Source organism: Hydrogenophaga sedimenti, assembly GCF_051857515.1.
In the GTDB taxonomy this organism is placed as follows: Bacteria; Pseudomonadota; Gammaproteobacteria; order Burkholderiales; family Burkholderiaceae_C; genus Hydrogenophaga.
Genome location: NZ_JBPZHA010000003.1, coordinates 55,018 through 71,526, shown reverse-complemented (window position 1 = coordinate 71,526; position 16,509 = coordinate 55,018). Strand labels below are relative to the sequence as shown.

Annotated in this window: 23 protein-coding genes; 14 read left to right on the top strand and 9 right to left on the bottom strand. The window is 65.4% G+C overall.

Going from position 1 to position 16,509, the window contains the following annotated elements; all coding sequences use genetic code 11:
- Window positions 1-9: 9 nt before the first annotated feature.
- The 4 genes from ACS5NL_RS05470 to ACS5NL_RS05455 are packed head-to-tail and all read right to left on the bottom strand — an operon-like array spanning window position 10 to window position 2,473.
- On the bottom strand, window positions 10-1,197 hold the full coding sequence (locus ACS5NL_RS05470) for a vWA domain-containing protein (RefSeq protein ID WP_439352637.1): 1,188 nt from the start codon (window positions 1,195-1,197) through the stop codon (window positions 10-12).
- A 21-nt stretch (window positions 1,198-1,218) separates the two neighbouring features.
- Complete coding sequence (locus ACS5NL_RS05465; RefSeq protein ID WP_439352636.1) at window positions 1,219-1,443, bottom strand: hypothetical protein; 225 nt, start codon at window positions 1,441-1,443, stop codon at window positions 1,219-1,221.
- Window positions 1,444-1,458: 15 nt separating this feature from the next.
- Window positions 1,459-1,602, bottom strand: a complete 144-nt coding sequence (locus ACS5NL_RS05460) for a hypothetical protein (RefSeq protein WP_439352635.1) — start codon at window positions 1,600-1,602, stop codon at window positions 1,459-1,461.
- 16 nt (window positions 1,603-1,618) lie between these two features.
- A complete protein-coding gene (locus tag ACS5NL_RS05455; protein WP_439352634.1) occupies window positions 1,619-2,473 on the bottom strand; it encodes an AAA family ATPase in 855 nt (284 codons plus the stop codon).
- 127 nt (window positions 2,474-2,600) lie between these two features.
- Between ACS5NL_RS05455 and ACS5NL_RS05450 the strand changes: the two genes are divergently transcribed.
- Entirely contained in the window at window positions 2,601-3,269 is a 669-nt protein-coding gene (locus ACS5NL_RS05450) for a c-type cytochrome (RefSeq protein ID WP_439352633.1), read from the top strand.
- Window positions 3,270-3,333: 64 nt separating this feature from the next.
- On the opposite strand, the gene ACS5NL_RS05445 is transcribed toward ACS5NL_RS05450, so the two are convergent.
- Complete coding sequence (locus ACS5NL_RS05445; protein ID WP_439352632.1) at window positions 3,334-3,771, bottom strand: DUF1841 family protein; 438 nt, start codon at window positions 3,769-3,771, stop codon at window positions 3,334-3,336.
- A 38-nt stretch (window positions 3,772-3,809) separates the two neighbouring features.
- On the opposite strand from ACS5NL_RS05445, the gene pcaF reads away from it, so the two are divergent.
- From pcaF to ACS5NL_RS05425, 4 genes are all read left to right on the top strand, one after another.
- Window positions 3,810-5,012 carry a 3-oxoadipyl-CoA thiolase gene (pcaF, locus tag ACS5NL_RS05440; RefSeq protein WP_439352631.1) on the top strand — a complete coding sequence of 401 codons (1,203 nt, stop codon included), beginning with the start codon at window positions 3,810-3,812 and terminating at the stop codon, window positions 5,010-5,012.
- Entirely contained in the window at window positions 5,009-5,773 is a 765-nt protein-coding gene (locus ACS5NL_RS05435; protein ID WP_439352630.1) for a sulfite exporter TauE/SafE family protein, read from the top strand. The genes pcaF and ACS5NL_RS05435 overlap by 4 nt, the downstream gene beginning before the upstream one ends.
- Window positions 5,774-5,803: 30 nt before the next feature.
- Entirely contained in the window at window positions 5,804-6,421 is a 618-nt protein-coding gene (locus ACS5NL_RS05430; protein ID WP_439352629.1) for a ParA family protein, read from the top strand.
- Window positions 6,422-6,495: 74 nt separating this feature from the next.
- The gene (locus ACS5NL_RS05425) at window positions 6,496-6,951 is read left to right on the top strand and encodes a MaoC family dehydratase (protein ID WP_439352628.1); all 456 of its coding nucleotides are present in this window, start codon (window positions 6,496-6,498) and stop codon (window positions 6,949-6,951) included.
- A gap of 24 nt (window positions 6,952-6,975) precedes the next feature.
- On the opposite strand, the gene ACS5NL_RS05420 is transcribed toward ACS5NL_RS05425, so the two are convergent.
- From ACS5NL_RS05420 to ACS5NL_RS05410, 3 genes are all read right to left on the bottom strand, one after another.
- Window positions 6,976-7,299: a hypothetical protein gene (locus ACS5NL_RS05420; RefSeq protein WP_439352627.1), complete on the bottom strand. Its 324-nt coding sequence runs from the start codon at window positions 7,297-7,299 to the stop codon at window positions 6,976-6,978.
- Between the two features lie 159 nt (window positions 7,300-7,458).
- Entirely contained in the window at window positions 7,459-7,932 is a 474-nt protein-coding gene (trmL, locus tag ACS5NL_RS05415; RefSeq protein WP_439352626.1) for a tRNA (uridine(34)/cytosine(34)/5-carboxymethylaminomethyluridine(34)-2'-O)-methyltransferase TrmL, read from the bottom strand.
- A gap of 100 nt (window positions 7,933-8,032) precedes the next feature.
- On the bottom strand, window positions 8,033-8,743 hold the full coding sequence (locus ACS5NL_RS05410; protein WP_439352625.1) for a ComFC family protein: 711 nt from the start codon (window positions 8,741-8,743) through the stop codon (window positions 8,033-8,035).
- Between the two features lie 69 nt (window positions 8,744-8,812).
- Between ACS5NL_RS05410 and ACS5NL_RS05405 the strand changes: the two genes are divergently transcribed.
- The 7 genes from ACS5NL_RS05405 to ACS5NL_RS05375 all read left to right on the top strand — a co-directional run bounded on the left by ACS5NL_RS05405 (window position 8,813) and on the right by ACS5NL_RS05375 (window position 14,725).
- Entirely contained in the window at window positions 8,813-9,721 is a 909-nt protein-coding gene (locus ACS5NL_RS05405; protein ID WP_439352624.1) for a methyltransferase domain-containing protein, read from the top strand.
- 278 nt (window positions 9,722-9,999) lie between these two features.
- Window positions 10,000-11,154: a cytochrome c oxidase subunit II gene (coxB, locus tag ACS5NL_RS05400; RefSeq protein ID WP_439352962.1), complete on the top strand. Its 1,155-nt coding sequence runs from the start codon at window positions 10,000-10,002 to the stop codon at window positions 11,152-11,154.
- A gap of 40 nt (window positions 11,155-11,194) precedes the next feature.
- Window positions 11,195-12,814, top strand: a complete 1,620-nt coding sequence (gene ctaD, locus ACS5NL_RS05395) for a cytochrome c oxidase subunit I (protein ID WP_439352623.1) — start codon at window positions 11,195-11,197, stop codon at window positions 12,812-12,814.
- A gap of 7 nt (window positions 12,815-12,821) precedes the next feature.
- Window positions 12,822-12,935: a cytochrome oxidase small assembly protein gene (locus tag ACS5NL_RS05390; RefSeq protein WP_439352622.1), complete on the top strand. Its 114-nt coding sequence runs from the start codon at window positions 12,822-12,824 to the stop codon at window positions 12,933-12,935.
- Between the two features lie 21 nt (window positions 12,936-12,956).
- Entirely contained in the window at window positions 12,957-13,574 is a 618-nt protein-coding gene (locus tag ACS5NL_RS05385; protein WP_439352621.1) for a cytochrome c oxidase assembly protein, read from the top strand.
- Entirely contained in the window at window positions 13,571-13,780 is a 210-nt protein-coding gene (locus ACS5NL_RS05380) for a DUF2970 domain-containing protein (protein ID WP_439352620.1), read from the top strand. Before ACS5NL_RS05385 ends, ACS5NL_RS05380 begins: the two co-directional genes overlap by 4 nt.
- A 63-nt stretch (window positions 13,781-13,843) precedes the next feature.
- Window positions 13,844-14,725, top strand: a complete 882-nt coding sequence (locus tag ACS5NL_RS05375) for a cytochrome c oxidase subunit 3 (protein ID WP_439352619.1) — start codon at window positions 13,844-13,846, stop codon at window positions 14,723-14,725.
- 55 nt (window positions 14,726-14,780) lie between these two features.
- Here the strand turns inward: ACS5NL_RS05375 and ACS5NL_RS05370 are convergent, their stop codons facing one another.
- On the bottom strand, window positions 14,781-15,035 hold the full coding sequence (locus ACS5NL_RS05370; RefSeq protein WP_439352618.1) for a twin transmembrane helix small protein: 255 nt from the start codon (window positions 15,033-15,035) through the stop codon (window positions 14,781-14,783).
- A 68-nt stretch (window positions 15,036-15,103) separates the two neighbouring features.
- On the opposite strand from ACS5NL_RS05370, the gene ACS5NL_RS05365 reads away from it, so the two are divergent.
- Both ACS5NL_RS05365 and ACS5NL_RS05360 read left to right on the top strand, forming a co-directional pair.
- Window positions 15,104-15,841 carry an SURF1 family protein gene (locus ACS5NL_RS05365; RefSeq protein ID WP_439352961.1) on the top strand — a complete coding sequence of 246 codons (738 nt, stop codon included), beginning with the start codon at window positions 15,104-15,106 and terminating at the stop codon, window positions 15,839-15,841.
- Window positions 15,822-16,508, top strand: coding sequence for an SCO family protein (locus tag ACS5NL_RS05360; RefSeq protein WP_439352617.1), 687 nt, complete (start codon window positions 15,822-15,824; stop codon window positions 16,506-16,508). The genes ACS5NL_RS05365 and ACS5NL_RS05360 overlap by 20 nt, the downstream gene beginning before the upstream one ends.
- Window position 16,509: the final 1 nt, after the last annotated feature.

Here is a 16,509-nt window from a genome sequence, read left to right as displayed (position 1 = left end):
GAATCCTTGTTATTTGCTGAGCAGCCGCATCGTGTCTTCCAGACCCTTGAGCGTCAGCGGGTGCATGCGCTGGCCCATGAGCTGCTGGATGATGCTGATGCTCTGGCGGTACTGCCAGACGCCCTGCGGCTCGGGGTTGATCCAGGCGAACTTCGGAAAGGCGTGCGTCAGGCGCTGCAGCCACTCGGCGCCGGCCTCTTCGTTGTTGTATTCCACGCTGCCGCCGGGTTGCAGGATCTCGTAGGGGCTCATGGTCGCGTCGCCCACGAAGATCAGCTTGTAGTCCTTGTTGTACTTGCGGATGATGTCCAGCGTCGGGAACTTCTCCGCGTAGCGGCGCCGGTTGTTCTTCCACATGTAGTCGTAGACGCAGTTGTGGAAGTAATAGAACTCCAGGTGCTTGAACTCGCTCTTGACCGCGCTGAACAGCTCCTCGACGCGCTGGATGTGTTCGTCCATCGTGCCGCCGACGTCCATCAGCAGCAGCACCTTCACGTTGTTGTGCCGCTCCGGGATCATCTTGATGTCCAGCCAGCCGGCGTTGGCCGCGGTGGAGCGGATCGTGTCGGGCAGGTCGAGTTCGAGCTCGTTGCCCTCGCGCGCGAACTTGCGCAGGCGGCGCAGCGCGACCTTGATGTTGCGCGTGCCCAGTTCCTGGGTGTCGTCGTAGTCGCGGTAGGCGCGCTGGTCCCAGACCTTCACGGCCGACTTGTTGCCGCCCTTGCCGCCGATGCGGATGCCCTGCGGGTTCTTGCCGCCGTGACCGAAGGGCGAGGTGCCGCCGGTGCCGATCCACTTGTTGCCACCCTCGTGGCGTTCCTTCTGCTCTTCGAGCCGCTTCTGCAGCGTCTCCATCAGCTCGTCCCAGTCCATCTTGGGCGCGTTGGCGATCTGCTCGGCCGAGAGGATGCGCTCCATTTCCTGGCGCAACCAGTCGGCGGGAATCGGCTTGGTGAAGTCAGCGATCAGCTCCACGCCCTTGAAGTAGGCGGCGAAGGCGCGGTCGAACTTGTCGTAGTGCTTCTCGTCCTTGACCAGCGCGGTGCGGCTGAGGAAGTAGAAGTCGTCCATGGTGCAGGCTTCGGGATTGGTCGGCCCGACCACGTCCGCCTTCAGCGCTTCGAGCAGCGTCAGGTATTCCTTGACCGAGACCGGCAGCTTGGCCGCGCGCAGGGTGTAGAAGAAGTCGATCAGCATGGTGAAACCCTCCGTCGGACCTCAGTCCTTGGCCACGTTGGCCGCGCGCCAGCGCCGCGCGATCTGCAGGCCCAGCCCGCCACCCAGGCCCACGGCGATCACAGCACCGATGCTGCCGCCTCCGTAACCTTCGGCGAACAGGTCGAAGCCCAGCGCACGCGCGATCCAGAAGGCCGCGAGCGCGCCGCCGACGAAGCCGATGGCGTCGGACAGGCCTTCCTTGAGCAGGCGGGATGTGTCGCTCATGTCGTTGACGACCTTTTATTTGTTGTACTCGCCGCTGCAGTAGGGGTCATAAGGCTGCGATCCATCGCTCCGCTTGAGCTTGTCGCAGCGACCTCCGGTCGATGAGCAAGCCGCCAGCGCCAGCAGGACGATGGCGAGAAGGCCGATCGTTGATTTCATTGGATGGCCCTCCGCTTCAACGGTTTCTCTGGTTCATGAACACCAGCTTTTCGAACAGGGTCGTGTCCTGCTCGTTCTTGAGCAGCGCGCCGACCAGGGGCGGGATGCTGACCTTGCTGTCGGCGCTCTGCAGCGCTTCGAGCGGGATGTCTTCGGCCATCAGCAGCTTGAGCCAGTCCAGCAGCTCGCTGGTGGATGGCTTCTTTTTCAGGCCCGGCAGATTGCGCACGTCGTAGAAGGTCTTCATCGCCACCGTCAGCAGGTCCTGCTTGAGATGGGGGAAGTGCACCTCGACGATCTTCTTCATCGTTTCCGCTTCGGGGAACTTGATGTAGTGGAAGAAGCAGCGGCGCAGGAAGGCGTCGGGCAGTTCCTTTTCGTTGTTCGAGGTGATGAACACCAGCGGCCGGTGTTTCGCCTTGATGAGTTCGCGCGTCTCGTAGCAATAGAACTCCATGCGGTCGAGTTCGCGCAGCAGGTCGTTGGGGAATTCGATGTCGGCCTTGTCGATCTCGTCGATCAGCAGGGCGACCGGCTGGTCGGCGGTGAAGGCCTGCCAGAGCACGCCCTGCACGATGTAGTTGCGGATGTCCTTGACCCGCTCGGCGCTGTCGCCGGTGTTGAGCTGGCTGTCGCGCAGGCGGCTCACGGCGTCGTATTCGTACAGGCCCTGCTGCGCCTTGGTGGTCGACTTGATGTGCCACTGCAGCAGCGGCATGTCCAGCGCCTGCGCCACTTCTTCGGCCAGCATGGTCTTGCCGGTGCCGGGCTCGCCCTTGACCAGCAGCGGGCGCTTGAGCGTGATGGCGGCGTTGACCGCGAGCATCAGGTCCTGGGTGGCGACGTAGTTTTCAGAGCCTTGGAACTTCATGGAGTGCAATGGTTGGTGCGGCCTGCGGGCCCGCGGATCAGGGTAATCAATAGGGCGGCTTTGGGGATCGAGTCTATATAATCGTCCATTGATTTTTATCAATCGTTCACTTCATTGTGCTTGCAAAATGACCCAATCGCTGACCTCGATCGCCCGTACCGTTGTCGCCGCGGCGACCCTCTTTGCAGCGATCCCGGCTGCGCAGGCGCAAGGCGTGACCGGCTCGGCCGATGCCGGCAAGAAGAAGGCCGAAATGTGCATCGGCTGCCACGGCATCAAGGGCTATCAGAACAGCTTCCCCGAGATCCACAAGGTGCCCAAGATCTCGGGCCAGTCCGACAAGTACATCGTCTCCGCGCTGACCGCGTACAAGAAGGGTGACCGCAAGCACCCGTCGATGCGCGGCATTGCAGGTTCCCTGAGCGATCAGGACATGGCCGACCTGGCCGCGTTCTATTCGTCGCAGGCCGGTCAGGCGCCCGGCGACACCGCCGCCCCGGCGACCGGTCTGGCCGCCGAGCTGATCCAGAAGGGCGCTTGCGCGTCGTGCCACGGCGCCAACTTCGCCAAGCCGATCGACCCGACCTACCCGAAGATCGCCGGCCAGCACGCCGACTACCTGTATGTGGCGCTCAAGGCCTACACGGTCGAAGGCCACAATGTGGTCGGTCGCGGCAACCCCATCATGGGCGGCGTGGCCAAGCAGTTCAAGCCCGCCGAGATGCGCGAACTCGCGAAGTACCTGGGGTCGCTCGATGGCGACCTGCAGACCGTGCCGCAATCGCGCTTCCGCTGATCCCGCGCCTCGCCCCACAAAAAAGCCGCTCGATGAGCGGCTTTTTTCTTGGGTGGTTTCTGTCTCAGTCCTGCGTCGCCCGGCGGCGCACCTGATCGATGTAGGCCTGTCCGTCGGGCGGGCGGCCCGAGCGCTGGCTTTCCCAGACCATGCGGCCCAGGCACTCCATCACTTCGTGGTGCGCCTGGTGCAGGTCGCCACGGCGCGCGGCCAGGAGTTCGACGGCCTGACGGATGCCAGGGGGCTGGTCGATGCTGCACTGTTCGCTGACCGACAGGTGCATCGAGAGGTGAAGGAAGGGGTTTTCCTGCGCGCCGTCGCCGGGCTGGCCCAGCTGCGCCAGCGCGGCATCGACGTCGGACAAGGCGGCGTGGTACTCGGGATGCTCGGCGATCCACTGACCGGCCAGCACCTCGATCGCTTCCATGGCCTCACCGGCCTGTTGTTTGGCGTGCACGGCACAGAAGAAGCGCCGGACATCGGCCTGAGACGGACTGAACATGGATGCATTATCCTGCATGTCTTTGAAGGAGACATCCCATGCCACAGGCATTCATTTGCGACGCGATCCGCACCCCCTTTGGCCGCTATGGCGGCGCCCTGTCCTCCGTGCGCACCGACGACCTCGGCGCCATTCCGCTCAGAGCGCTGATGGCGCGCAACCCGGGCGTGGACTGGGAGGCCGTGACCGACGTGCTGTTCGGCTGCGCCAACCAGGCCGGTGAAGACAACCGCAACGTCGCCCACATGAGCAGCCTGCTGGCCGGCCTGCCGCTGGAGGTGCCCGGCGCCACCATCAACCGCCTGTGCGGCTCGGGTCTGGACGCCATCGGCACCGCGGCGCGCGCCATCAAGGCCGGCGAAGCGGGCCTGATGATCGCCGGCGGCGTGGAGAGCATGAGCCGCGCGCCTTTCGTGATGCCCAAGGCCGAGAGCGCGTTTTCCCGCAACAACGCGGTCTATGACACCACCATCGGCTGGCGCTTCGTCAACAAGCTGATGAAAGAGAAGTACGGCGTCGACTCGATGCCCGAAACGGCCGAAAACGTGGCGACCGATTTCAAGATCGAGCGCGAGGCCCAGGACTTGATGGCCTACCACAGCCAGCTGCGTGCGGTGGCAGCGATCAAGGCCGGCCACCTGGCGCGTGAAATCACCCCGGTCAGCATCCCGCAGAAGAAGGGCGATCCGCTGATCGTCGACACCGACGAGCACCCGCGCGAGACCAGCCTGGAAGCGCTGGCCAAGCTCAAGGGCGTGGTGCGGCCGGATGGCACGGTGACCGCCGGCAACGCCAGCGGCGTGAACGACGGCGCCTGCGCGCTGCTACTGGCCGACGAGGCCACGGCCGCGAAGAACGGCCTGATGCCGAAGGCCCGCATCGTGGGCATGGCCACGGCCGGCGTGGCGCCGCGCATCATGGGCATCGGCCCGGCGCCGGCGACGCAGAAGGTGCTGGCGCAGACGGGCCTGACGCTGGAGCAGCTGGACGTGATCGAACTCAACGAAGCCTTTGCGGCGCAGGGCCTGGCGGTGCTGCGCATGCTGGGCCTGAAAGACGACGACCAACGCGTGAACGCCTGGGGCGGCGCGATTGCGCTGGGCCACCCGCTGGGTGCCAGCGGCGCGCGCCTGGCGACCACCGCGGTCAACCGCCTGCACGCCACCGGCGGGCGCTACGCGCTTTGCACCATGTGCATCGGCGTGGGGCAGGGCATTGCCTTGGTGATCGAGCGCGTGTGACCGGCGTTCCCCTGATCACCGACCCGTTCTTCTACGCGGTCGCGATTCCTGCCGTGCTGCTGCTCGGTGTGAGCAAGAGCGGGTTCGGCGCCGGCTTCGGCTCGCTGGCCGTGCCCTTGATGGCGCTGGCGGTGCCGGTGCCGCAGGCCGCGGCGATCCTGATGCCGGTGTTGCTGCTGATGGATCTGCTGGGCATGGCGGCGTTTCGCAACGACGTCGACAAACCCTTGCTGAAGTTCCTGCTGCCCTGGGGGCTGGCCGGGATCGTGATCGGCTGCCTGCTGTTCCGGCTGCTGGACCACCGGCTGGTGGCGGGCATCGTGGGCCTGTTCACCCTGCTGTTCCTGGCGCAGCGGCTGGCCTTCCCGCCCCGGGCCGACAGCCCGCCGCCGCCGCGCTGGCTCGGTGCCGTGCTGACCGCGACCTCGGGCTTCACCAGCTTCATCGCGCACGCGGGCGGTCCACCGATCAACGCCTACGTGATCCCGCTCAAGCTCAAGCCGGTGCTGTTCACCGGCACCATGGCCTTTTTCTTCTTCTTCATCAACCTGTCCAAGTGGATTCCGTACGCCTGGCTGGGGCTGCTGGACTGGCGCAACATGGCGACCTCGCTGGCGCTGCTGCCGTTCGCGCCGGTGGGTGTGTGGGTCGGCGTGCGCATCGCACACCGCATCAACCAGACGCTGTTCTACCGCTTCGTCTACGGGGGCATGTTCCTGACCGGGGTCAAGCTGCTCTGGGACAGCTGGCCGCTAACATAAGCGCTGACTCAAACACCCGAGGAGGTTGACATGCCGGTGGTGGTGATCGCGAATCCCAAGGGAGGGGTGGGCAAATCCACCCTGTCGACCAACGTGGCAGGCTACCTCGCCAGCCGGGGGCATGCCGTGATGCTGGGCGACGCCGACCGGCAGCAGTCGTCGGCGCTCTGGCTGGGGCTGCGGCCACCGGCGGCGCGCCCGATCCGTTCCTGGGATGTGACGGACGATCACGTGGGCAAACCGCCCAAGGGCACCACCCATGTGGTGCTCGACACGCCCGCAGGCCTGCACGGCACCCTCTGCAAGGAAGCACTCAAGCACGCCGACAAGGTGCTGGTGCCGCTGCAGCCCAGCATCTTCGACATCTACGCCACCCGCGCTTTCCTCGACGAGCTGGCGCAGTCCAAACATGCCGGCCGTCTGCAGGTGGGCATTGTTGGCATGCGGGTCGACGCCCGCACCATTGCGGCCGAAAAGCTGCACGAATTCGTGGATGGCCTGGGACTGCCGGTGCTGGGCTACCTGCGCGACACGCAGAACTACATCCACCTGGCCGCGCGGGGCCTGTCGCTGTTCGATGTGGCGCCCAGCCGGGTCGAGAAGGACCTGGAGCAGTGGCAGGGCATCTGCGCCTGGTTGGACCATTGATGCGGCTTCAATGAGGCGCTGCTGTCGCGGTGCCGACAGCGGCTTGCGGGTCTGACGCCCTAGAGTCGGCTCCCATGAGACATTTCGACACCCTGCAAGAACTCGCGGCCTGCGTCGGCCAGGAAGTGGCCACCAGCGACTGGGTCACCGTGACCCAGGAACAGGTCAACCGCTTTGCCGACGCCACGGGCGACCACCAGTGGATCCACGTGGACGTGGAGCGTGCGCGTTCCGGCCCGTTCGGCACACCGATTGCGCACGGGTTCCTGACGCTGTCGCTGCTGCCGGTGTTCTTCGACACGGCCTTCGACATCCGCCAGGCCGGCATGGGCGTGAACTACGGCCTCAACAAAGTGCGCTTCACCGCACCGGTGCCGGTCGGCAGCCGGCTGCGCGCGCGCATGACGCTGCTGTCCGCCGAGCCGATCGATGGCAATGGCCTGCAGATGGCGTGGGCGGTGGCGATTGAGCGCGAGGGCGCCGACAAGCCGGTGTGCGTGGCCGAGGCCCTGGTGCGCCGCTACCCCTGAGCGACCCGCGCGGCGGCCTTTTCCTCAGCGGATGCGGACCAGCTGGCGCGGTTCGACCCAGCCTTCGAACACCGCGATCAATGCGTTGATGCGTTCGGCCGCCACGTTCTGGCTGTGCTGGTGGGAGATCAGCTGGTAGGCGTCGTTGCGCAGCATCCAGAGCTCCTGCGGCGTCTGGGTGTGCTCGATCTTGTGGCGCAAACGGAACACCGGTACCCCGTCGCAGTCGGCCACGCATTGCAGCAGCGCCGCGCGGATCGCCAGGATGTCTTTCAGGCCCGGCGTCGATTTCGCCGGCTTGCGCGGCGCCATCTTGCGTTTGAAGAGCCTGGTGAGGGTCGGAATCAAAATAACCTCCGGACTGCCCGGGCGGGCAGGTCGAAACCAATGGGGGGTGGTGGATTGGCCGTGCACCAGCGCGTTGTGGCAGGCCAGAATGACTTGGCATTGTGGCCACGATGGGGCTCCGCGTGTGGGGGATCGGCTCCATTTGCACGGTGAACTGCGTCACGGTTTTGTCGCTCCGAAGCCCTGTTGCCGCCAGGCTTCGTACACCAGTACCGCCACGGCGTTGGACAGGTTCAGGCTGCGCTGGCCTTCGCGCATCGGCAGCCTCAGTTGATGTTCGGCGTCAAATTGCTCCCGGACGCTGGCCGGCAGCCCGTCGGTCTCCGAGCCGAACACCAGCCAGTCGCCCGGTGCGAAGCGCACCGAGTACGCGTCGGCGCGCCCGCGGGTGGTCAGGGCAAACATGCGTTCGCGGGAGGGGCGTGCGGTGGCGAGAAAGCTGTCCCAGTCGGCATGTCGCTGCACGCTGGCGTACTCGTGGTAGTCCAGCCCGGCGCGCCGCATCTGCTTGTCGTCCATCGAAAAACCCAGGGGCTCGACCAGATGCAGGTGGGCACCCGTGTTGGCGCACAGGCGGATCACATTGCCCGTGTTGGGCGGGATCTGCGGTGTGACCAGAACGACGTGGAACATGGGGGCGTGACGCTGCTTCGATCAGGTGACCGTTGGTTCGGCCTTATCTTGCCCCCTGTGCGGGCGCGATCATAAGCGCATATGGATGCTTCTTTCCCCGTCAGGGTGCATTCCCTTGATCGGTGTCAGACGGGGTTCGCGCAAAGACCAGTGCGTGGACCCTGGCACAGCCGGCCTGCCGCAGCGCGGTCGCCGCGTGCTCCAGGGTGGCGCCGGTGGTGCGCACGTCGTCGACCAGCACCACGTGCGCGCCCTGCAGGCGAGCAACCCGCGCCGGGTGGGCCGCGAATGCGGCCTGCAGGTTGATGAGCCGCCGGGCATTGGAGAGCCGGTGCTGGTCGGGCGCCTCGCCCAGGCGCACCAGCGCATCGGGCACCGCGGGCAGGCCGGAATGGCGACGCAGGGCTCGGCACAGTTCCCACGCCTGGTTGTAGCCGCGCTCGGCCAGCCGCTGCGGCCGCACAGGCACCGGCACCCACAGGGTGTCTGCATCACACAGCGCGTGTCGTCGGGCGGCCTGCCACATCGGTCCGGCCAGCGTGTCGGCCCAGCCGGACTCTCCCCGGAACTTGAAGCGTGCGATCAGGTGGTCCCAGGGATAGCGGTAGTCGACCGCTGCGGCGCACCGCTCGACGGCGGGTGTCGAGGAGCGGCGCAGACATTCGCCGCAGAGGTCGCCGGCGCCCGGCATGGCCCTTGCGCAACAAGGGCAGCGATGGACCGCCGGTGCGAAGCGCCCGAGGCAGTCGCTGCACACCGGCTGCGCGGGCCAGCGGCCACAAACCTGGCAGACCGATGGCAGGGACAGCATGGCGGCCAATATACTGGCGGCTCTCTGGTCTGGCGGCCCACCGGTCGCCGAGAAATCCCCCGTTTGTCCATGAACCCGACTGCCGACGAAGCGCCTGTGCCCGGACTCGATCCCGTGGCCGCGCGGCGCTGGGTGCGGCTGCGGCGCGACAGCAGCCCCTGGCTGCACGAAGAAGTGGCGCGGCGGATGATGGAGCGGCTGCAGTGGTTCCGCGATCCGCCGGCCAGCTGGCTGCACTGGGAGCCCGTGCTCGGCGGTATCGAGGCGCACCGCCAACTGGCCGAACGCCTGCCCCAGGCGCAGGCGCATGTCTGGCTGGAGGACCGTGGTGCGGTGGAACGGCTGGGTCTGGAGCCCGCCCGACGCGGCTGGGCCCGGCTGCCGTGGATGCGCCAGGGCAAAGGCCTGGCGTTGGCCGATCCCGGAACCACGGTTGCCATGCTCTGGGCCAACATGGCGCTGCACCAGGTGGCCTACCCGCAGACGCTGCTGCGCCAGTGGCACCGCCAGGTCGAGACCGGCGGCTTCCTGATGTTTTCCTGTCTCGGGCCGGACAGCCTGGCGGAGTTGCGCGCGGTCTACGCCCGGGAAGGGTGGCCCGCGCCAGCGCACAGCTTCACCGACATGCACGACTGGGGCGACATGCTGGTGCACGGCGGGTTTGCCGAGCCGGTGATGGACATGGAGCGGATCACGCTGACCTACAGCAGTGCGGCCGCCATGCTGGAAGAGTTGCGTGGACTGGGCCGCAACCTGAACACGGACCGGACGCCGGGGTTGCGCAGTCGCGGCTGGCGCCAACGGCTGGAACAAGCCATCGAGCGGCACGGCGCCCGGGCCGACGATGGTCGCCTGCGGCTGAGCTTCGAGATCACCTACGGGCATGCCTTCAAGGCCCAGCCCCGTCCCGCCAAGGGTGACAGCCAGACCGTCTCGGTCGACGACATGCGGGCCATGTTGCGTTCTCGCAAACCCTGAAAACGCCCCGGATTCGCAACAGATCCGGCGGTACTGTCAGGCGGAAAACCCGTCTCGATCGCTACAATTGATATAAATCAAACCCGACTGCCTGTTTTTTCGGCAGTGACGAGCGCCGAAGTGGCAGGCGCAAGGCCCCGTTGTGGGTATTCCCTGAGAGGGCATCTAGGGGAATTTTGGTCTAATCGGATTGATATAAATCAACACTTATATTCGAGGCGTTCAACGTGAGTACGACAAGACAGACGGTTGATTTCCTGCGCCACCCCTACGGCGGCCTGCGTGCAACGGCGTCAGCCTGGGTTCTGGGTTCCGCCGTCTGGGTGACCGAAGCGGCCCACGCGGTGAACGACCTGCCCGGCGGTCCGGCCGTCAACCAGTTGAACTTCGCGCCTCCGGCCACCAAGATCGCCGAGGAGCAGCACTGGCTGCACTGGTTCATGATGGCCATCTGCACGGTCATCTTCGTGCTGGTGTTCGGTGTGATGTTCTATTCCATCCTCAAGCACCGCAAGTCGCTCGGCCACAAGGCGCAGGAACTGCCCGAGCCGATCTGGGTGGAGCTGGGCTGGACCATCGTGCCGCTGCTGATCGTGATCGGCATGGCGCTGCCGGCCACCAAGGTGCTGGTGGCCCAGAAGGACACCACCAACAGCGACCTGACCATCAAGGTCACGGGCATGCAGTGGAAGTGGGGTTACGACTACATCAAGGGCGAGGGCGAAGGCATCGGCTTCCTCTCCACGCTCGACGTCGCGCAGCGCGAGATGTCCAACAGCGGCAAGCCGCCGGCGACCGACGACTACCTGCTCAAGGTCGATCATCCGCTGATCGTGCCGGTGGGCAAGAAGATCCGTCTGATCACGACCGCCAACGATGTGATCCACTCTTTCATGGTGCCGGCCTTTGGCATCAAGCAGGACGCGATCCCCGGCTTCGTGCGCGACACCTGGTTCCGCGCCGAAAAGACTGGCGACTTCTACGGCCAGTGCGCCGAGCTGTGCGGCAAGGAACATGCCTACATGCCGATCCAGGTCAGGGTGCTGTCCGCCGAGGACTACACCAAGTGGGTCGAGGGCGAGAAGAAGAAGCTGGCTGCCGCCGCCGACGATCCGGCCAAGGTCTGGAACCAGGCCGACCTGATCAAGCGCGGTGCAGCGGTCTACGCGGCCAACTGTGCCGCCTGCCACCAGCCCAACGGCAAGGGCGGCGGCCCGATCAAGCCGCTGGACGGCTCGCCCGTGGTGCTGGATGCCGACAAGCTCAAGCAGGTCGCCGTGCTGCTCAATGGTCAGAACAACGGAGCGATGCCTTCGTGGAAGCAGCTCTCCGACACCGAAATCGCTGCGGTGATCACCTACACCAAGAACAACTGGTCCAACAAGACCGAGCAGATCGTGCAGCCCGCCGACGTCGTCGCGGCCCGCAAGTGAGAAGCCCGCGGGCAGAAACCGATAAGCAAAGGAACGGATGATGAGTGCAGTACTGGATCCCCACGACGCTCACGCGCACGACCACGATCACCATGCCCCGTCTGGCTGGCGCCGCTGGGTCTACGCGACCAACCACAAGGACATCGGCACGCTGTATCTGATGTTTGCCTTCACCATGCTGATGGTGGGCGGCGTTCTGGCCCTGCTGATCCGTGCCGAGCTGTTCCAGCCCGGCCTGCAGCTGGTGAACCCCGAACTGTTCAACCAGCTGACCACCATGCACGGCCTGATCATGGTGTTCGGCGCCATCATGCCGGCCTTCGTGGGTTTCGCGAACTGGATGATTCCGCTGCAGATTGGCGCTGGCGACATGGCCTTCGCTCGCATGAACAACTTCAGCTTCTGGCTGATGATTCCGGCAGCCCTCATGCTGGTGTCGTCGTTCTTCATGCCCGGCGGTGCCCCCGCCGCCGGCTGGACGCTGTACGCGCCGCTGACCCTGCAGATGGGCCCCTCGATGGACGCCGGCATCTTTGCCATGCACATCCTGGGCGCCTCGTCGATCATGGGCTCGATCAACATCATCGTCACGATCCTGAACATGCGCGCGCCCGGCATGACGCTGATGAAGATGCCGATGTTCTGCTGGACCTGGCTGATCACCGCCTACCTGCTGATCGCCGTGATGCCCGTGCTGGCCGGCGCGATCACCATGACGCTGACCGACCGCCACTTCGGCACCAGTTTCTTCAACCCCGCCGGCGGCGGCGACCCGGTGATGTACCAGCACATCTTCTGGTTCTTCGGCCACCCCGAGGTCTACATCATGATCCTGCCGGCCTTCGGCATCGTCAGCCAGGTCGTGCCCGCCTTTGCGCGCAAGAAGCTGTTCGGCTACGCCTCCATGGTGTACGCCACCGGCTCCATCGCCATCCTGTCCTTCGTCGTGTGGGCCCACCACATGTTCACCACCGGCATGCCGGTGACCGGCCAGCTGTTCTTCATGTACTCGACCATGCTGATCGCCGTGCCCACGGGCGTGAAGATCTTCAACTGGATCGCGACCATGTGGAAGGGCTCGATGACCTTCGAAACCCCAATGCTGTGGGCCGTCGGTTTCATCTTCGTGTTCACCATCGGTGGCTTCACCGGCCTGATCCTGTCGATGGCGCCGATCGACATCAACTTCCAGGACACCTACTACGTGGTGGCCCACTTCCACTATGTGCTGGTGGCCGGCTCGCTGTTCGCCATGTTCGCCGGTGCCTATTACTGGCTGCCCAAGTGGACCGGCGTGATGTACAGCGAAACCCGCGGCAAGCTGCACTTCTGGTGGTCGATGATCTCCTTCAACATCACCTTCTTCCCGATGCACTTCCTGGGTCTGGCCGGCATGCCCCGCCGCTATGCCGATTACCCGATGCAGTTCGCCGACTTCAACGCCATCGCGTCCGTGGGTGCCTTTGCCTTCGGTCTGGCGCAGGTGTATTTCTTCTTCTTCGTGGTGCTGCCCGCCATGCGTGGCAACGGCCCGAAGGCGGTGCAGAAGCCCTGGGAAGGCGCTGAAGGCCTGGAGTGGGAAGTGCCTTCGCCGGCCCCGTTCCACACCTTCGAGAACCCTCCCAAGCTCGACGTCACCGCCACCAAGGTGATCGGCTGAAGCTGCCATGACCTCGCCCGAACAGAAAAAACAGAACCAGCGCCTGGCGCTGATCCTGGCGTCGGTGGCGCTGGTGTTTTTCGCCGGCTTCGTCGGCAAGATCGTTCTGCTCGGTCCCTGAACCAGAACCGGAAGCACAGCAATGGGCCTGCGGCGTGAAAACCTGAAGATGGTGGGCAAGCTTGGCGTGATCACGCTGGGCATGTTCGCCTTCGGTTACGCACTGGTCCCGCTGTACAAGGCCATCTGCGAGGCGACGGGCATCAACGTGCTCGCCCTTTCCGAGCAGGAAGTTCCGGGTGCCAAGACCAAGGCGATCAACTCGCAGGTGGACCTGTCGCGCTCGATCACGGTCGAGTTCGATGTCAACGCGCGCGGTCCCTGGCATTTCAAGCCGGCCGTGCGTTCGATGCAGGTGCACCCCGGCGAACTGACCACGGTCATGTACCAGTTCCAGAACGTCCAGAACCGCACCATGGCGGCGCAGGCCATTCCGAGCTACGCGCCCTCGCAGGCGGCCTCGCACTTCAACAAGCTGGAGTGTTTCTGCTTCAACCAGTACACGCTGGCGCCGGGCGAGAAGAAAGAATGGCCGGTGGTGTTCGTGATCGACCCCAAGCTGCCCAAGGGTGTCACGACCATCACGCTGTCCTACACCTTCTTCGAGGTGGGGGGCAAGGTGCCCGCCGCACCGCAGGAGACGGCCGACCAGTCGATCAAGCTGCTGCCGGACGCGGCGCGCAACGGAGGTGCCGTGTGAGCGCGACCCCCGTGCACCGGCGCAAAGGTTCGATGACCGAATCGGTCAAGGCCGTGCTCTGGGGCTTTCTCGGCGTGCGCCGCAACGCGGACTACCAGCGCGATGTCGCGCGCCTGAATCCGATCCACCTGCTGGTGGCCGGCGTGGTGATGGCGCTGCTGTTTGTCGCGACCCTGATTTTCATTGTCCACTGGGTGGCCGGCTGAGCCGGTCACTGTCGATTCCAGGCCTCTTTACATCCCTACCAGCGAAAGCACCCAGGAGTGAGCATGTCAGCAACAACACACGGCACGACGCCCTACTACTTTGTCCCCGGACCGTCGCGGCATCCGGTGATGGCGGCCACCGGCCTGTTTTTTGTGATCCTGGGTGCGGGGCAGTGGGTCAACGGTGCCGACTGGGGCAAGTATTCGCTGGCATTCGGCATGGCCTTCTGGCTGGTGGTGCTGTTCCAGTGGTTCAGCGAGTCGATTGCCGAGAGCGAAGGTGGTCTCTACGGTCGCAAGGTCGACCTGTCGTTCCGCTGGAGCATGAGCTGGTTCATCTTCTCCGAAGTGATGTTCTTCGGCGCCTTCTTCTCGGCCCTTTGGTGGGCGCGCACGCACTCGGTGCCGGCCCTGGGCAACATCGAGAACGCGCTGCTCTGGCCCGACTTCAGCGCGGTCTGGCCGTCCAAGCAGGTCGGTGCCACCGCGTCTCCGGCCGGCATCATCGAGCCTTTTGAAACCATGGGGCCGTTCTGGCTGCCCACGATCAACACGGCGCTGCTGCTGAGCTCGGGCGTGACGCTGACCATCGCCCACCATGCACTGCAGGCCGGCAACCGCGGCAAGACGATCGCCTTCATGTGGACCACGGTGATCCTGGGCATCGTGTTCCTGTTCGTGCAGGGCTATGAGTACTCGCATGCCTACAGCGAGTTGAATCTGAAGCTGTCTTCGGGCGTCTATGGCTCGACCTTCTTCATGCTCACCGGCTTCCACGGCTTCCACGTGTTTGTCGGCATGCTGATGCTGCTGTTCATCACCCTGCGTCTGCAGAAGGGTCACTTCTCCACGCAGAAGCATTTCGGCTTCGAGGGTGCCGCCTGGTACTGGCACTTCGTGGACGTGGTCTGGCTGGGCCTGTACATCCTGGTCTACTGGATGTGACCGGCTGATCCGGACCACACGACGGCGCCGCGAGGCGCCGTTTTCACATGGGGGCTCAGCGCCCCTGCAGCGGCAGACCGGTCGGGTGGATCCAGCCCATGCGGTAGCTCACCAGCACCATGACAAACAGCAGGATCGAAAACCCGACCCGGAACGCGAGCGCGCGGGCCATGTGGTTCTTGCGTGGCGCCTCGTCCGGACTGTCCGTACCGGCGGCATCGTTGCCCTGGTGGCCACGCAGCATGAACACCAGCGCCGCGGCCAGGCTGCCGAGGATCGCCACAAAGGCCACAATGACGAGATAGGTCATGCGCCGATTATCCGCCCGCGTCCCCATGACTGGCCCCGTTGTTTCCCGATGACCTCCGCGTGTTCCGCATGACTCCCCGCACCCGTTTCTGGCTCGTGACCGCCGCCACCGCAGTCGCCTCGGCACTGACGGCGTCGATGGGCGTGTGGCAGCTTTCGCGCGCCGACCAGAAGCGCACCCTGGAGGCCCAGATCACGCAGCGCAGTGTCCTGCCACCGCTGGATGCAGCCGCATTGCTGTCGGCACAGGACCATGAGGGCCAGTTGCACCGCCGCGTGGTGCTGCGCGGGCGCTGGATGCCAGCGGCCTCGGTGTTCCTGGACAACCGCCCGATGGCCGGGCACAGTGGTTTCATCCTGGTCACGCCGCTGAAGCTCAGCGGCCTGCCGCAGGCCGTGCTGGTGCAACGCGGCTGGGTGCCACGCGATTTCCAGGATCGCAACAAGGTGCCCGAGGTGGTTACCACCGCGGACGACGTCGAGATTGAGGGCCGGCTGGCCCCACCGCCGAGCCGGCTGTTCGACTTCGGCGCGGTGGAGACCGGGCGCATCCGGCAGAATCTGGCCCTCGACACCGTGGTCCGGGAAACCGGCGTGCCGATGCCGGCGGTGTCGGTCCTGCAGACCGGCACTTCCTCCGAAGGCTTGCTCAGGGAATGGCCCCGTTTCGAGGCCGATGTCCACAAACACCTCGGCTACGCCGCGCAATGGTTTGCGATGAGTGCCCTCTGTGTGGGCCTGTACGCGTGGTTTCAACTGATTTCTCCCCGTCGCCGACGCAGCTCCCATGGCCCAGATCCCCGATGAACCTCTGACCCTCACGGTGCACAGCCTGCCCCGTGCGGACGCCGCCGACCCGGCGGCCCTGACCCGCGCCGGTCGCTGGAAGATGCTGCTGCTGCTGCTGGTGTGCGCCTCACCGGTGGTGGCCTCGTACTTCACCTACTACGTGATCCGGCCGGAAGGGCGGCGCAACTATGGCGAGCTGATCGATCCGCAGCGGCCGCTGCCCGATCTGGTCGGCACCGATGTGGCCGGTCGCGCGGTGAACCTGCGCCAGCTCAAGGACCAGTGGCTGTTCATCAGCGTGGCCGACTCCGCCTGCGACGATGCTTGCCAGAAGCACCTGTACCTGCAGCACCAGTTGCGCGAGACCCTGGGCAAGGACAAGGACCGTCTGGACTGGGTCTGGCTGCGCACTGGGGGGGGCGAGCTGTCGGAACCCCTGAAGAAGGCCACCGCCACGGCGAACGTGCTGCAGGTGGATGCGGCGGCGCTGGCGGCCTGGCTGGCGCCGGCGGCGGGCCATCGCCTCGAAGACCATCTGTACGTGGTCGACCCGATCGGTAACTGGATGATGCGCTTCCCGGCCGACGCCGACCCCAAGCAGGTCAAGCGCGATCTGGAGCGCCTCATGCGCGCCTCGGCCTTCTGGGACAAAGGTGGTCGCCCTGTGCCGGCCACCGGTGGGTGAC

What these genes read in the sequence shown, in the direction of transcription:
- ACS5NL_RS05430 (WP_439352629.1), top strand. Translation starts at nt 5,804, where the DNA reads ATGCCGGTGGTGGTGATCGCGAATCCCAAGGGAGGGGTGGGCAAATCC.
- ACS5NL_RS05445 (WP_439352632.1), bottom strand. Translation starts at nt 3,771, where the DNA reads ATGTTCAGTCCGTCTCAGGCCGATGTCCGGCGCTTCTTCTGTGCCGTG.
- ACS5NL_RS05450 (WP_439352633.1), top strand. Translation starts at nt 2,601, where the DNA reads ATGACCCAATCGCTGACCTCGATCGCCCGTACCGTTGTCGCCGCGGCG.
- ACS5NL_RS05470 (WP_439352637.1), bottom strand. Translation starts at nt 1,197, where the DNA reads ATGCTGATCGACTTCTTCTACACCCTGCGCGCGGCCAAGCTGCCGGTC.
- pcaF (WP_439352631.1), top strand. Translation starts at nt 3,810, where the DNA reads ATGCCACAGGCATTCATTTGCGACGCGATCCGCACCCCCTTTGGCCGC.
- ACS5NL_RS05375 (WP_439352619.1), top strand. Translation starts at nt 13,844, where the DNA reads ATGTCAGCAACAACACACGGCACGACGCCCTACTACTTTGTCCCCGGA.
- ACS5NL_RS05390 (WP_439352622.1), top strand. Translation starts at nt 12,822, where the DNA reads ATGACCTCGCCCGAACAGAAAAAACAGAACCAGCGCCTGGCGCTGATC.
- ctaD (WP_439352623.1), top strand. Translation starts at nt 11,195, where the DNA reads ATGAGTGCAGTACTGGATCCCCACGACGCTCACGCGCACGACCACGAT.
- ACS5NL_RS05425 (WP_439352628.1), top strand. Translation starts at nt 6,496, where the DNA reads ATGAGACATTTCGACACCCTGCAAGAACTCGCGGCCTGCGTCGGCCAG.
- ACS5NL_RS05385 (WP_439352621.1), top strand. Translation starts at nt 12,957, where the DNA reads ATGGGCCTGCGGCGTGAAAACCTGAAGATGGTGGGCAAGCTTGGCGTG.
- ACS5NL_RS05410 (WP_439352625.1), bottom strand. Translation starts at nt 8,743, where the DNA reads ATGCTGTCCCTGCCATCGGTCTGCCAGGTTTGTGGCCGCTGGCCCGCG.
- ACS5NL_RS05460 (WP_439352635.1), bottom strand. Translation starts at nt 1,602, where the DNA reads ATGAAATCAACGATCGGCCTTCTCGCCATCGTCCTGCTGGCGCTGGCG.
- ACS5NL_RS05405 (WP_439352624.1), top strand. Translation starts at nt 8,813, where the DNA reads ATGAACCCGACTGCCGACGAAGCGCCTGTGCCCGGACTCGATCCCGTG.
- ACS5NL_RS05465 (WP_439352636.1), bottom strand. Translation starts at nt 1,443, where the DNA reads ATGAGCGACACATCCCGCCTGCTCAAGGAAGGCCTGTCCGACGCCATC.
- ACS5NL_RS05455 (WP_439352634.1), bottom strand. Translation starts at nt 2,473, where the DNA reads ATGAAGTTCCAAGGCTCTGAAAACTACGTCGCCACCCAGGACCTGATG.
- ACS5NL_RS05360 (WP_439352617.1), top strand. Translation starts at nt 15,822, where the DNA reads ATGGCCCAGATCCCCGATGAACCTCTGACCCTCACGGTGCACAGCCTG.
- trmL (WP_439352626.1), bottom strand. Translation starts at nt 7,932, where the DNA reads ATGTTCCACGTCGTTCTGGTCACACCGCAGATCCCGCCCAACACGGGC.
- ACS5NL_RS05370 (WP_439352618.1), bottom strand. Translation starts at nt 15,035, where the DNA reads ATGACCTATCTCGTCATTGTGGCCTTTGTGGCGATCCTCGGCAGCCTG.
- ACS5NL_RS05365 (WP_439352961.1), top strand. Translation starts at nt 15,104, where the DNA reads ATGACTCCCCGCACCCGTTTCTGGCTCGTGACCGCCGCCACCGCAGTC.